Source organism: Bradyrhizobium genomosp. I (2014) (assembly GCF_000261685.1).
Lineage (GTDB): Bacteria > Pseudomonadota > Alphaproteobacteria > Rhizobiales > Xanthobacteraceae > Bradyrhizobium.
Window position 1 is genome coordinate 1 of record NZ_AJQE01000430.1, and the last position, 13,813, is coordinate 13,813.

13 protein-coding genes are annotated in these 13,813 nt (G+C 54.6%); 10 read left to right on the forward strand and 3 right to left on the reverse strand.

Annotation, left to right across the window (positions count from 1 at the left end):
• The coding region (locus IC50_RS37030) for a thioesterase domain-containing protein (protein WP_035716602.1) at positions 1-1,291 on the forward strand (1,291 nt) is incomplete at its 5' end.
• 1,622 nt (positions 1,292-2,913) lie between these two features.
• Here IC50_RS37030 and IC50_RS37035 read toward each other — a convergent pair.
• Positions 2,914-3,597 carry a helix-turn-helix domain-containing protein gene (locus IC50_RS37035; protein ID WP_014497754.1) on the reverse strand — a complete coding sequence of 228 codons (684 nt, stop codon included), beginning with the start codon at positions 3,595-3,597 and terminating at the stop codon, positions 2,914-2,916.
• A gap of 537 nt (positions 3,598-4,134) precedes the next feature.
• On the opposite strand from IC50_RS37035, the gene IC50_RS39870 reads away from it, so the two are divergent.
• On the forward strand, positions 4,135-4,401 hold the full coding sequence (locus IC50_RS39870; protein WP_018648598.1) for a DUF3551 domain-containing protein: 267 nt from the start codon (positions 4,135-4,137) through the stop codon (positions 4,399-4,401).
• A 447-nt stretch (positions 4,402-4,848) separates the two neighbouring features.
• Here the strand turns inward: IC50_RS39870 and IC50_RS43590 are convergent, their stop codons facing one another.
• Entirely contained in the window at positions 4,849-5,268 is a 420-nt protein-coding gene (locus IC50_RS43590; protein WP_223153697.1) for a hypothetical protein, read from the reverse strand.
• A 235-nt stretch (positions 5,269-5,503) separates the two neighbouring features.
• On the opposite strand from IC50_RS43590, the gene IC50_RS37050 reads away from it, so the two are divergent.
• The 8 genes from IC50_RS37050 (at position 5,504) to IC50_RS37085 (ending at position 12,579) form a co-directional block, all read left to right on the forward strand.
• On the forward strand, positions 5,504-5,878 hold the full coding sequence (locus IC50_RS37050; protein ID WP_014497752.1) for a type II toxin-antitoxin system RelE/ParE family toxin: 375 nt from the start codon (positions 5,504-5,506) through the stop codon (positions 5,876-5,878).
• Positions 5,875-6,195 (forward strand): helix-turn-helix domain-containing protein, encoded by a 321-nt coding sequence (locus IC50_RS37055; RefSeq protein ID WP_011084909.1) that lies wholly within the window; start codon positions 5,875-5,877, stop codon positions 6,193-6,195. The genes IC50_RS37050 and IC50_RS37055 overlap by 4 nt, the downstream gene beginning before the upstream one ends.
• Before the next feature lie 12 nt (positions 6,196-6,207).
• Positions 6,208-7,332 carry a DUF3800 domain-containing protein gene (locus IC50_RS37060; RefSeq protein WP_014497751.1) on the forward strand — a complete coding sequence of 375 codons (1,125 nt, stop codon included), beginning with the start codon at positions 6,208-6,210 and terminating at the stop codon, positions 7,330-7,332.
• Entirely contained in the window at positions 7,329-8,024 is a 696-nt protein-coding gene (locus tag IC50_RS41840; RefSeq protein ID WP_141379388.1) for a hypothetical protein, read from the forward strand. The genes IC50_RS37060 and IC50_RS41840 overlap by 4 nt, the downstream gene beginning before the upstream one ends.
• A 6-nt stretch (positions 8,025-8,030) precedes the next feature.
• Positions 8,031-9,857 carry an ATP-dependent nuclease gene (locus tag IC50_RS37070; protein WP_244429719.1) on the forward strand — a complete coding sequence of 609 codons (1,827 nt, stop codon included), beginning with the start codon at positions 8,031-8,033 and terminating at the stop codon, positions 9,855-9,857.
• The gene (locus IC50_RS37075; protein WP_043900305.1) at positions 9,854-11,320 is read left to right on the forward strand and encodes a UvrD-helicase domain-containing protein; all 1,467 of its coding nucleotides are present in this window, start codon (positions 9,854-9,856) and stop codon (positions 11,318-11,320) included. The genes IC50_RS37070 and IC50_RS37075 overlap by 4 nt, the downstream gene beginning before the upstream one ends.
• A gap of 326 nt (positions 11,321-11,646) precedes the next feature.
• Positions 11,647-12,003, forward strand: coding sequence for a hypothetical protein (locus tag IC50_RS43595; protein WP_244429720.1), 357 nt, complete (start codon positions 11,647-11,649; stop codon positions 12,001-12,003).
• 45 nt (positions 12,004-12,048) lie between these two features.
• Positions 12,049-12,579 (forward strand): gamma-glutamylcyclotransferase, encoded by a 531-nt coding sequence (locus IC50_RS37085; RefSeq protein ID WP_014497747.1) that lies wholly within the window; start codon positions 12,049-12,051, stop codon positions 12,577-12,579.
• Positions 12,580-12,873: 294 nt separating this feature from the next.
• On the opposite strand, the gene IC50_RS37090 is transcribed toward IC50_RS37085, so the two are convergent.
• Positions 12,874-13,080, reverse strand: coding sequence for a cold-shock protein (locus IC50_RS37090; protein WP_011084914.1), 207 nt, complete (start codon positions 13,078-13,080; stop codon positions 12,874-12,876).
• Positions 13,081-13,813 lie beyond the last annotated feature (733 nt).

Genomic DNA, 13,813 nt, shown 5'->3' on the forward strand with positions numbered 1-13,813 from the left:
GATCGCCTATGTGGTCTGCGCGCCCGAGGCCGGCTCGGATGAGGGCGGTGGAGGCGCGCTTGCGGGCGCCTTGCGCGCGCACTTAAGTGCGCGACTGCCGGACTACATGGTGCCGAGTGCGTTCGTGCGGCTGGCCGCGCTTCCGCTGACGGTGAACGGCAAGCTCGATCGGAACGCACTGCCGGCGCCGTCCGATCAGGCCTATGCGCTGGCGGCCTACCAGTTACCGCAAGGTGAGGTCGAGACGGCGCTGGCGCAGATCTGGGCCGAGCTCCTTGGTGTCGAGCGCATCGGGCGCAACGACCACTTCTTCGAACTGGGCGGCTACTCGCTCTTGGCCGTGCAGATGCTCGGTCGAGCATCAAATCTTGGGTTGAGTTTTAGCGCCACCGACCTCTTCCGCGCACCTGTTCTGAAGGAACTCGCATCGCAGATTTGTTTGCAAGTGCAGCCCAGTAACTCGGCGGTGATTTCCGTTCGACCGAACGGATCGCAACCACCGCTCTTCTTTGTCCCGTCAGGCTTTGGAGATTGTTCGTATGTCCTCGGTTTGGCGGCGGAAATGGATGCAGACTGCTCAGTCTACGCTCTGCCATGGCCACCTTTCGATGACGTTCGTCCACCGACTTTTGAGGCGATGGCCGCGGAGGTGATTGTTGCGATTAAACAGATCCAGCCACGTGGCCCATACCGCTTTGCTGGATACTCATCAGGTGCAATCCTGGCTTATGCAATTGCCGAGCGATTACTGAGTAGTGATGAAGTTGTGTCGTTCATGGCCTTCATCGATGTCAGTCTACCTGGGGCTTCTTCGAACGCATCACTGAAGAATTTGGCGCGAGAGTTTGTTTTGGATCGTTGTGGAACCTTGCGCGATGAATATCGCGAGGTTTTAGAACGCGACACGGAACAATGTTCCATCTCTGAGTTGCTCGAAAAGGCGCAGCAAACAGGAGCGTTAGCTCCAGATCACGATCTTCACAGTGACGTCTCGATGTATCAAAGGGCCGCGGCATTTCAACGGGCGCTACAATCGTATCGCATTCCGTCGCTCCCAATTGAAATATACCAGTTTTATGCCAGTGAGCCTCTTAGTCGTTGGGTACCGCCTGACAAGCAATCTGGTCGCGATGCAAACCTGCCAAAGCTTGGCTGGGACCTGGTCGTCGATGCGGGGGCCATTCATGCGGTACCTGTTCCAGGCAACCACGCGACAATGGTGAGCAACCCAGAAAACCGCCAAGTTCTCGCTCATGCTATTTCAACGGCCCTAATCGGCACTCTTGAATAGGCTCAAAGAATTTCTCCGAAGGCTCAGGTTCGAAGTTTCGTTTCTAGACTAGCCCCAAATATCCATCCCACAAGACAGACCGGGAGTAGATGTTGCGGGTAATCGTACCCGACGATGTTCCATTCAGCGACGCTGACGACGACACGTGCCCGAATGTGTTGATAGTCCCGTTCGTGGTGGAGGGACCTGAATACGGGCCACTCAAGATCGGTCCAGCATACTGCTGCTGGACCGCAGTGTCACCGACGTTCAGGACTAGCACGCCATCAATGTTGTTGGTCGCAAGCCCCTGACGAATTTCTGCATGGTGTACGTCCGCATTGGTGGAAACAACACCAACCCATCTTCAGCAACGACGCCGGCTTTCTTCCTTCCTCTGAGATAGTCGCCTGAATGCTAGAAACTAGAGCGGGGGCCCGCGACGTAAGCGGCTATCCGATTGACCGGTTCGGAGGGAAGGTCCCGGCCTGCATACCTTTTGTATGGATGTTGTGATGCATCCTGCTAGTGTCGTCGCCGCAACGGCTAAGGCGAGGAGCGCAACCCCCCAGTGAAGAAATCGCTGAACTGAACCAGCCCCGCCCCACAACAACTATCGAGTTATCTCTTTTCGATACTCGTCTATCATTGCTGTCGTAACATCACCCAGTAGCACAGCGGTGCCGCGCCGCCCGGCCGCGAATAGGCGCTTCTGCTGCCGCATGCCCGGCCATTGCGCATCGTGTCATCCGGGCAGGCGCAGGGTCTGCCAGTTGCGTGATATTGATCCCGGCTGGCCTTAATCAGGATCGCGGCGATGGCCGCGGCGGTCAGCGCAACTTCGATCTTGCGTTTTGTGTCGGTTTGCTGTGGGGCGGGATCTTGCGGTGTCTTGGGTATTGCGGTGGCGCCACGCGGGCCGGGCGGAGCAGTCTTGGAAGCTTGCGGCTGCGAAGGGCTGCCCGGCACCGCCGTTAGCGCGAGCGGACTTGCTGGGGGGCTGGTTAGCTGCGCTACCATTGCAGGCGCAGAAGTAGAGGGTCGCCCGTCCTGACGGCCGACGGAATAAGCTCCTATGGCTGTAAGGCCCAGAAGCACGATCACAGTCCAGCGCCGCATGAGGACATTCAAGCGAAGCCGGAGCGATCGGGCAAGTTGCAAATTGTAAATCGAAGGCAAGCCCCCGTATTTTCCCGGAAGTGGCCTTGATGGAGGATTAATTGGGCACGGCCCGTCCGGCCAAAAGCGCATGCTTAGACGTTCGTCGTGTTGTTTCGAATGAGCTTCGGACACGAAAACGTACCGGCGTTTATGCTGTACAAATGAACAGGCGTGCCGACCTTCTGGGTGATTTCGCCTTTGAGACGTTGCGGCGCGCGTGAAACCCGAATGCATTCCATTCGAGATCGAAACGGCGGTCGAGTCTATTGCAATGGTTTGCCGTCGTCACCGGCGTTGGCTCAAGGGCCTGTATGATCCGGCGGTGTTTACCGGCACCGCCCGAAGGTACATCGCAGCGTTCGGGGAATAGCACTCGATAGCTGATTGGTTGCGCCTCGGAGGTGAGATCAATTTTCCTGAAAGTGCGGTAGTTGCTGCGGGCGATCCTAACCGCGACCGAAGCTTTTCACGCCGTCCGCATGTTAGCTTTGCAGGTCAAGGCTCGCGAGCCGCTGCCGGTCCAGAATCACGATCTCGCGTTGGGTATTGCCGATGAAATCGAGGACACCATCAGTGTGCAATTGCGACACTGCACGCGAAACGGTTTCGACGGTCAAACCAAGGTAATCGGCGATGTCGCGCCGAGACATTGGGAGCGAGATCACGTCAGCAGCCGTGAGTCGTTCATCCATCTCGTGCAGGAACGCGGCAACGCGCTCCAGAGCAGTTTTACGTCCGAGCAGCAGCATATGGTCTTCGGCGTGTTGCAAGTTATTCGTCGTCAAGCTGAGCAAGGTGCGCCAGACAACCGCGTCATTCTCGGCGACCGTCTCAAGGTGTTGCCGCCTGATCAGGCGAACAGCGGTTTGGATGATCGCTTCCGCCGTAAATCGGTGGACTCCGCCGTTCTCGAGTCCAAAAATATCACCCGGCAAATGAAATGCGCCAATCTGGCGCCGCCCATCGGAGAGTAATTTGCAGGTCCGTACCGCGCCTTTCCTGACCTGGTAGACGTACTCGGCTGGCTCACTCTCGATGTAGATGGTTTTACCTTTCTTGTAAGTGAATTCACTCAAGCTGACGATCGGATTCGAGCCGCTCGATATGCCGAGCTCACTGAGCGAATTGATTAGGGATCTATGGTCTGTGGTGATGCTCACGAACATGGTCCGACACTCCTGAACCAGAATATACGAAGGGGAGCCTCGCGAATTGATCCGGCGCAATCTATGGATGTCATTGTAACAAGCGGCCATGAAGAGGAGAAGTCGTGTCATTGTGACGCAGTGCGCGCGCAGCAGTTGAGGTGACGCAATGTGTTGTCCTCCGGTCGAGGGGGGCCCCGCAACGCGCGTCGGAGCGAACGAAGCGATCATGGATTGAGTGCCATACGAGTGTTCTGCTGCGCGAAGGCGACAAGTCGCGCTTAAAAGATGCGTTTCACTGCGGAGTATCTTTGAAAGGCGGCTTCGGATCGCGAGCGAGTGTGTCCAAGACCAAGGACGGGTGCGGATAATCGGCTCCGGCCCTCTTAAGCCCACCCTGATATCCAACGTCTGCTCAAGAGCCCCCGTCGAGGCTCTGCCACGGGTGATTGTCTCGCTGACGATGGTCCAACTGGACCCGACACCGGCAATTGACTAAGATCAAACCTCTAATACGGATGCTCTATCCTTCAGCGAATTAAGGAGGCAAGAGATCTCATGCCTTACCTTCTCGCTACCGGAATCCTAGCACTTCCTATCCTCGTCAGCTTTGGATCAGATTTGACCGCTGCTTCACGGGTTCATTCGTACACCCCACCGGCTCGCCAAGACGTTTATTGCCTGCAGGGCCGAGCCTGGGGATATCCGGGCAACTGCCAGTTCTCGACCTACAGTCAGTGCATGGCTACCGCATCCGGCACCTACGCTTATTGCGGTATCAATCCGATGTACGCCTTCGAGCGACAGGGAAGGCAATTGCGCTGAGGCGAACGTCGTCAGGTCAGCCAAGCAGCGTTGGATGACGGACGGACCGTTCAGACTCGTGTCGCGGTTCGCTCGACCCCAGCCGCTGAATCGGCTGATTGGTCCGTTCGTTCGACTGCGCCCGGTGCCATCCTTGCATCTGGACGGCGATATCCGCTCCTGGGGCGGGGCGACACTATTCGAAACGGATCTTCTGGCTCAGATCTCTCGGAAGATAGCAGAAGGCCCGCGCTCTTCCCAGTACTGTCTCAATCTGTCTCAGAGTTCAGCGCGGCGTGCAGCCGAGCCTTCTCCAACCGAGACCTGAGTCCATTCAAACAGGCGGCCAGTTTGGCGAACTCCTGAATGCTGACATAATCAAAGACGAACTGCTCAACCTCTTTCTGCTGCTCGTAAGGATCTTGCGAGCGATGCCCGTGAGCGACAAAAGGACGTACCTGGCATCATTCATGTCGGATTTCCGGCGCACGAACTGCTTACCTCAAGCTCCCTCGATTGCTTGGTGATGAAACCCGACTCGACTCTCATCAGCTTCGCGACAGCATTGACGGGAACACCATCTTCTTCCAGCTCCGTCAGAGCCATCAAGATCATCATTTGCGGACCAGTAATGCCAAGCGCATTCGCGTGGTAGGACCGAAGATCGCAAGACATACGTCGATTGATCTGATCTACCATGTAAAGCGCCTGAGTAGATCCTGACTGACGCGCGGCGCCTTCCGGGAGCGTGTTGCCAATGCAGGCAGCTTGGGTGGCATCTGATCTCAGGAGCTCCAGCCTCAAAATATTGCTTGCTGGCTGGCTGGCTTCAGCAAAGAGGACCGGTCCTCGCTGATCACTTTGACGCGCCCAAAGCGCCCCGATCAATCAGTCGCCACAGCTAGACCATTCGTTCCGGTTCGATTTATGAGGATATTGCCCCCTCCCCAGTGGCGATCACCATAGCTTCAACCCAAGATCGAGGCCATCAAAAGTACGCCTAGCGACGTTGATGGACAGGATCGGAGAGGTCGTCGACGGGCAGTGGCGGAAATTCGCCATTTATAGGCCCGTCAGGAAACCCTTGCAAAATTATAGCAGTAGTGCTATAAGAGAAGGGCGAATGACCACACAGAAGCCCGTAGTTTGGATCGGATCGTCAAAGGACGATCTACGAGCTTTCCCGGACGAGGTTCGCCGCGTCATGGGGTTTGCGATCAATGATGCACAAAACGGCGACGAGCATCCTCGTGCCAAGGCCTTAAAGGGCTTTGGTGGCCGGAGTGTACTGGAGGTCATCGACGATGAAGATGGCGATACGTTCCGTGCCGTCTACACCGTACGCTTCGCTGGCGTTATCTATGTCCTTCATGCCTTCCAAAAGAAGTCGAAGAAGGGGATTGAGACTCCGAAGCACGACATCTTGGTAATTCAGGCCCGGTTGAAGGCAGCCGAGGCTCATTACCAAGAGAACTACGGAAAAGGAGGCAAGAAATGAGTAAGGCAATTAAAGCAACCGCAGGCAGCGATAATATTTTCGCTGACCTTGGCTTTGCCAATCCTGAGGAAGAACTCCTCAAAGCCAAACTTATTCGTGAGCTTCGTGCGATCATCAAACGTCGCAAGTTGACTCAGACAAAGGCTGCCGAACTGCTAGGCCTTAAACAGCCTGATGTATCTGCCCTAGTGACCGGCCGCGTAGGGAAGTTCTCGATCGACAGGATTGTTCGATGCCTAGATCGGCTTAATTATCGTGTGGACGTCGTTATCCGTCATAAGCCCGTTCGTCGCGCATCCTCGCGAGCTGCGGCCTAAGAGTGGGAATGGATGGATATTGACGAACTTCGGGATGCTGAAATCCAGCTACATGGTTTGACCAAGGCCGACGGCGTCTATACGTTTTATCACGATGAGACCAACAATATCCGCAAGTTGTATATTGACGATGGACGTTTGAACGTTGCTGAGCTGAAGGTATTCGTCCTCGGCGGCATTGTGCATGAAGGAGCACCGCGACCGATTGAGATTCAATCGCTTCGAGAAGCGATGCGTATCCAGAAGACGGCTCCGGAAATCAAACTGGAGCATGTCGCCAAGGGTAACTTTCTTGACGTTCTTCGCTCCCGAAAGCTGACCACATTCCTTCGATGGCTTATCGATAACGGGTTGATGATCCACTATCACGAGCTGGATCCATTCTACTGGTCAGTTGCAGATATCATCGATTCGATCGTGCCTGAACTTGGCAATCCGATGCTCTTGCAATACCACGTCTTGCTGAAAAGCGACCTCGTCGCAGTGCTGCGCTGCGAACTGGCCGCAACCATCCAGCTATTTCACGATTTCGGCTATCCGGGGTTATCACCCGAGGGGCGGAGACCCTTCCTCGACAGGCTCATTGAGATTCTCGAACGTAACAGTGATGTCCTCCCGCATTTCAATGCAATGATGTTGAAAGGTGTACTGCAGGCCGGACGGGCGCTGGAGAGTCTGGAGTTCATTGAAGGTTATTACCCGAACCTGCTCATCGATGAGTTCAGTACCTTTTACCAGGGACGTATCGCGATCTTCAAGAATTCGACCCACATCTTCGACATGGAGAAGGTCATCCACGACCGCCTGCTGGAAACACCTCTGACCAGCCAGGGGAAACCGGTTGCGAACTTCCGATTTGCGGATTCCAAAGCCGAGCTAGGGCTTCAGATCTCAGACGTTATTGTGGGCGTCTTAGGAAAGATGCACACCTACTTTACGAACACGGGTCATGAGGACGTCGCTGCGGATCGAGAGGCTCTGGCCGGGACGAGCCTGGAGAACGCAAAACTCTTGTCGGACCTCATCTCAGCTTCGCATGCAGCCAATGTCACGTTCCTTCATCATGTCGCCAGTGTGCACGACATAGATAAGCTTGATCTGTTTCTTCGCTTTCCAGATGGGGCTCACGTTGCATGAACGAGGCGATCAATAATCGGCATTCGCGAGGGTGGGATACTTCGAACTTCTCAGCTGAACGTCGGGAGTATTTAGATGGTGATCTTGCCTTTGAAGCAATTGCAAGATCTATAGCGTCTGAAGCCACAGTCTTGAGAACTTGGTTGGAGCCATACCATACGGCGAACCCAAGAAATCATCCGGAGCGCTCCGCTCGACAGGTATGCTTCCGTGTCTCGGTATACCCGCAGACCTTTGATCTGTTCTACAATTCATCTGATGGCCTGAGAGGCCGGTATTGGCAGGAGCCCGAGCTCGGCTTCGAAGCGACTAAACAGGTCATCCGCCTACTTAGACCGAATTTGATGCGATTCGCCGAGGCCAACCCTCCTGGGTTTGAACGTAGGAGTAAGTTCGCAAGTGAAATGGGTTTGGCGGATGTTGGGATTTCCTTGGACGCACCATCATCAAAGGTATGGGTAGGGGAGGAAGTTCTCATTTCCAGCCAGCCAGAGCTTGTTGTGCAAAGGTGGATCGAAAACGAGGGGAGGGGGATCATGGGAATGTGGTGTAAAGGACCCCGATGGCGCTGCGCCCCTGAGAGTGGGGAAATCGAGGTCAAGGGTGGTCTGATTGATTCCGATGGCCGTGAGCGCATACCGGAAAGCAAGGTCAGGCGATCGGAAGAAATCCATTTCTTCGGGTTCACCTAGGCCGAGATGGCTCCCCGTGTTAAGGTTGTTTCACACGGGGAGACAACTGATTTGCGAATCGTACGAGTCGAGATTGACAATTTCCGGGGCATAAAGCGATTGGACTGGCAGCCAAGGCCAGGAATCAATTGCCTTATCGGAAGCGGGGATTCTGGCAAGACGACAATCTTGGATGCCATCGAACTGGTCTTCGCATCCAGGAACGGTGTGATGTTCGATGATGCTGACTTTTATGACGTGGATCCAAAGAAAAACCCGATATCAATAACCGTCACATTGGCGGATATTCCCTCCGAATTTCTGCGGAACGACCGCTACGGAAACTATACTCGCGGTTGGCATGGCGAGACACAAACGCTTGAGGATGAGCCTGACGAGGCAAGGGGCTTTCAGCCCGCCCTTTCGGTGCGATTGACTGTTGACCAAACCCTTGAGGCTGAATGGGGCATCTTCAATCGGCGCTTAGAAAAGGAAGGTAAAAGACTTCCATCGTTGAGCTACAACGATCGCCAAGAAGTTATGCCTTCTCGATTGGGACCCTACGCGGACCACCATTTAGGTTGGGGACGGCTTTCCGTTCTCAACAAGATAACTGAGGACGCAAAGGGGTCTCGTGCGCTCTTAGCTGAAGCTGGACGTATCGCGCGTGCGGAGTTCTCCAAGGAATCAAAAGCGCTCTTCGCCGAGGTGATCAAGCAAGCCAAGTGTGCGGCTCAGGCATTGGGCGTAGCTGTAACAGACGACCTGCAAGCGATGCTGGATATTCAAGCTGTCGGGCTTTCTGGCCGGGGGATATCCCTACACGAAAAAAATCTTCCCTTACGGCAACTCGGATTGGGTTCGTCGCGGCTCTTCGTTGCCGCGCTCCAAGATCAGGCACGAGTAAATGCTTCTATAGGGCTTATTGATGAAGTGGAACACGGCCTAGAGCCGCATCGCATTGCGCGCGTGCTTCGCCAACTGAAGGCGCCAAAGAAAGATGGAAGCATAAAGGCTCAGGTTTTTCTTACCACGCACTCTCCTGTTGTTCTCTGCGACTTAGCTGTTAGCCAGCTTCATGTGGTTAGGAGAGACAAGATAACAGGGGATGTAACGGCTCTATCAGCCGAACCGCAATTCAAGAGCCTGGATTGCCAGGCGGTATCTAGGACCACACCGGAAGCTTTTCTGGTGCCAACTGTGCTCGTTTGCGAAGGAAAGACTGAAGTAGGTCTTATGCGCGGTCTCGACCACTACTGGTCCGACACGGGAAAGTCTCCGTTTGCGACGCTCGGTATTGTCGCTGTTTCAGGGGGGGGCGTCGATCGGGCGCCCATGGTAGCAGGATATTTTCGTTCGCTTGGCTACAGGGTGGGGCTTCTGCTCGATACTGACCGGGAGCCAGATGACAAGACCATTCTTGCGGAGCTGAAGACTGCCGGCGTCTCGATCTTTCGATGGAAGGACAAGCATGCCACCGAGGATCATTTATTCAGGGATTTGCCAACGCCAGCAGTAAAGAAGCTGCTGAAATCAATGATCAGCTTTGAGGCCGAAGAGCAATCGTTCATCGACCGATTTAATCGGAGGTTACCGGAGCGAAAGATCAAGAGCGTTGGAGAGCTCGAGCAACTATTAGACGATGCAAAAGTCCGAGAGGTTCTAGGCGGGCTGGCTAAAGTCCGTGATAAGCTGGACAAGGATGGCAAGCCTGATCCGCGCGAAAGAGGTGTATTCAAGGATATTGCTGCCAGTGAGTGGGTCGGGGAGCAGTTGGTAGGGCCCAACCTAAACACGATGACAGGCGATTTCCCCCAAATCATTGGGAAAATTCGTACTTGGGCCGATCAGTGACTGGCGAGGTTCTGATCCAGAAAATATTGAGCTGCCGAGCAGGAAGCGTTGTCGCTCCTGCCGGATGCGGGAAGACAGAATGCATTACTGACGTTTTAGCCGCCGCTGCGGGCCGTTATCTTGTGCTCACCCATACACTCGCTGGTGTTGACGCTCTTCGGAAACGTCTCGCTGAAAAAAAGGTGAATTCACAGAACTATGACCTCGACACGATTGCTGGTTGGTCGCTTCGTCTGTCTTTAGCGTTCCCACAGAGATCTGGCTTATCAGCTTTTGAGCCCAAAGAAGAAGAATGGTCGAAGGTCTACGCCGCGGCGCAGAGACTTATCGAGAGAGGTGCGATCAGTAGCATTTTAAAGGCTTCATATGCTGGCGTTCTGATCGATGAGTACCAGGATTGTACGATTAGCCAGCACTCTTTGGTCAAAGTGGTCTCTCGGTATCTGCCGACTTGTGTATTTGGGGACTACCTGCAGTCAATTTTCGGTTTCAGACATGACCCAGCCGTCGATTGGGATGTTGATGTTGTCAGCGCCTTTCCAAGAATTGAAGAACTGGCTGAGCCGTGGCGATGGAAACGAGTAGGGAATATTGAGCTCGGTCGTTGGCTAATGGCCATTAGAGATCCGTTGAAGACAGGCGGCACTATCGACTTATCTACAGCTCCCAATGGATACATTGAGTTGGTAAAGCCTAACTCCCGGAGCAAGGCAGATCTCCGGAAAGCAAATGTTTATGCTGGTTTGAAACCAAAGCTGGGTAAGGACGAGACACTCATTGTCATCAGTGACAAAGCAAGCGAGATCGTCCGGGCCGCATTAGCTAGTAAGATAAAGTGTAGCTCGATTGAGCCGGTGGGCTGTAAGCGGCTTGCTGAGTTTATTCTGCAGCTCAAGACCGAAACTGGTAAAGCCCGACTCGAATCCATCATGCAATTTGCGGTCGATTGTATGACGGGGGTGGGCAAGAAGCCATTCATGGATCGTGTTGATAGATTGTCGACCGGCTGGAGGGGCGCCAAACCTTTATCGGTGGCAGAGGCCGCTGCACTTGAGGTAATAAACTCGGATGGCCTGGATCCCGTTATCAGATTGTTGGAAGCACTGTGCAAGACGGCAAATGTTCCTTTCAGAAGGGAGCTCATGTCATCTGCACGACGCTCGATAAAGCTTGTGATTGATGGTGAGCAGCCTGATTTGGATAGCGCAGCATGGCAGGTGCAAAATACGGCAAGGCACGCCGGACGTCGTTTGGCCAGTCGATCTGTCGGAAGCACCCTCCTTGTTAAAGGCCTTCAGTTTGATCATGCAGTCATCGTTGCGCCTGAAAGATTGGAAATAAATGATCTCTATGTCGCAATGACTAGGGCATCGAAAACGATAACCATCGTGTCGCCTGTTCCCATCCTAAGGGCGAAAGCGAAGAGGAAGGCATCGGGAGTTACGAGTGGGGCTTCGGTTTGAGCGAGTGGGTAAAGTCCGGCCTTTCGTCCCAAGTGCGTGCGCAGATTGAGGGGTATCTCTGTTGGCCGCTGCGGAGCTTTAGCGTAGGGTTCCCTAAAAGGGAGGCTGAATAGATGCTTACGTCGCCGACGGTTGGATTCGTTAGGACTTGGCAGGAGGAGTCTAAGCGCTGGACATACACCCTCACAACTTTACTGGGGGATTGGTTGAATCAGGCAGAGAGGCAATTCGGCACGCGTGATCGGAGCTGGACGATCCTTGGAATTGAGGTGGGAGGCCCTCGCCCTGGTGTTTGGTTTCCGCAGTACTCGCAGGAAAGCAGATGCGTGGTGATTCATCTGAGCGACACTTGTCAGTCGAATGAAGAGCAAGCGCGTTTCGAACTGTCTCAGGAAATAGTGCACCTCCTTACCCCGAACGGGGGTGGCGCCGCCCTTAACATTGAGGAGGGAATTGCCACCCTGTTTGCAAACCTGGTTGGGCCAAGGCACGTGAACGCCCCTTCTTATGTGAAGGTGTTGGGCTATGTGGAGGAACTTCTGAAGATTGACCCTGAGGCGATCATTAAGCTGCGAGCGAATAGCGAGAGGTTTCAGGATTTCACTCCGGAGTTTATCCAGAAGCGGGTTACAGGCGTGTCTGATCAGCTAGCCTCCGACCTTTGCACGCCCTATCGGGACTAGACTGGTGAGTATGCTGTTCGAGCAAACCTTGGCCCAGATGGAGGCGTGATCGTGGTCTGGGTCTTTGGCTTCGGGTCTCTCACCTTTGATGGATGGCAGTCCGAGTTCGGCTGCGTGGGGTCTCAGCGCGCAACGCTTCGTGGCTATCGTCGAACCTTCAATAAGAAGTCAGTGGTTAACTGGGGGGCCAAAGAGAACCCTGGCATCACGCTGAATCTGGAGCCGTTTGATGGGGCCAGCTGTGAGGGAGCCACTTTTGAGTTTCCGGACAATGACCAAATACCGGTCCTCTTACGTGCTCTGCGAAAAAGAGAAGCGTGTGATCCGACAGATCTGCAGGTGCTGTTGGCCGACGGGCGCTCGGTAGACGCCAAGGTATACATCTATGAGGGAGTAAACCCGCTCGGTTCGACGATAAGCACTGCCAAGAAGGCAGAGATGATCCTCAAGGCCCGAGGCACTAGTGGCAGTGCACTGGATTATGTGAGGAGGAATTTTGAAGGCCTGCACGATGTGGGTTTAGAAGATCCGGCCGTTACCGAGCTATGGCAAGCAGTGCAGGCTCTCCGGGGCTAGGATTTGCCTTTAAGGGTATGGGAGAGGGTATAGCTCCGGCAGATGAGCTCGGTAGCGAGGCGATAGCAGACCATCCGTCCCGGCTGGGGCCTCGTCAAGAATGCTGCCTCAAAGTGTGACATCTATCACATTCAGGCAGGTCTAAGTCGCTGATTTAGCACAAATGCTAGCACAGAAATATTTCTACGTTGATTTAGTGACGATATCTCAATTGCTTGCGTCGATTACCATCCGTCTCGAATCGTGGTGGCTTGGTCCTTAGAGAACCATGTCTCCCCTCGTCGCGAAAGAAGGCTATCCTATACGCAGATTGTCTGCGGACACTTTGCCGGAGCTGCCGGTCTTGCGCTCGAAGCTGATCCGGGCCCCCTCAGCAAGGGAGGTGTATCCGGCCTTCTCGACTGACCTGATGTGCACGAATACGTCGGCTTCGCCATCATCGGGCTTGATAAATCCATAACCCTTTGTCGCGCTGAACCACTTCACAATACCGGTTGCCACTACAATGTCTCCATCTCAAACAACAGCGATCTAAGTATGGTTTGCGAAGGGCATCAAGCCGGTGCGCGGGGTATGCAATGTTGCTCCGGCACGATATGGAGCAACATCGTCGCCGGGCGTGAGCTTAGGGAGGGGCTAGCTGGAACGCCCATCGCGCGCCCTCAGCGGCTTCCGGCGGAGGTGCCGGCGACTGGCACTGTGGTCTTGTCGGCCCGGCGCAAGCGCGGGAAGCCTACTTGCAAGGGGTTTCTCAACCATGCCTTCGAGCGTTCGCTCCTGAGAGTCAGGTACGCTCTTCTGTTCCAGAAGAGCAAGAAAGGCCCGCCCTTTGTCCGTTATGATCCATTGTCCGGGTTCCCGCGTAACCAGCCCTTGTCCGAAAATATTGAGATCCGGCGTCTGCGCCGCCAATCGCTTCGTACGATCCGTCCACTCCGGACCGCTGGTGTAGAACACCGCCAGGTAATCCTTGAGGACGGCAAGGCTCGCCCGGCCCTCCGGTTGGCCGGCGAGAATCCTAAGTATCGAGACCTGAAAACTCACTTTCTCCAACCAAACGCGGTAGCACCAAAGCCGCAAATCTTAGCGGCACCTGCCGGACCCCGCGCTCCACTTTAAAACAAGAACCTCAAAACAAATGCTGATGCGGATCCGGCAGATTGGGACGCAAATGTAGACCGTCCTTGTCGAGCTGGGGAGGCCCTTTGTGAACTGGTCCCGGTTGTCTGAACAA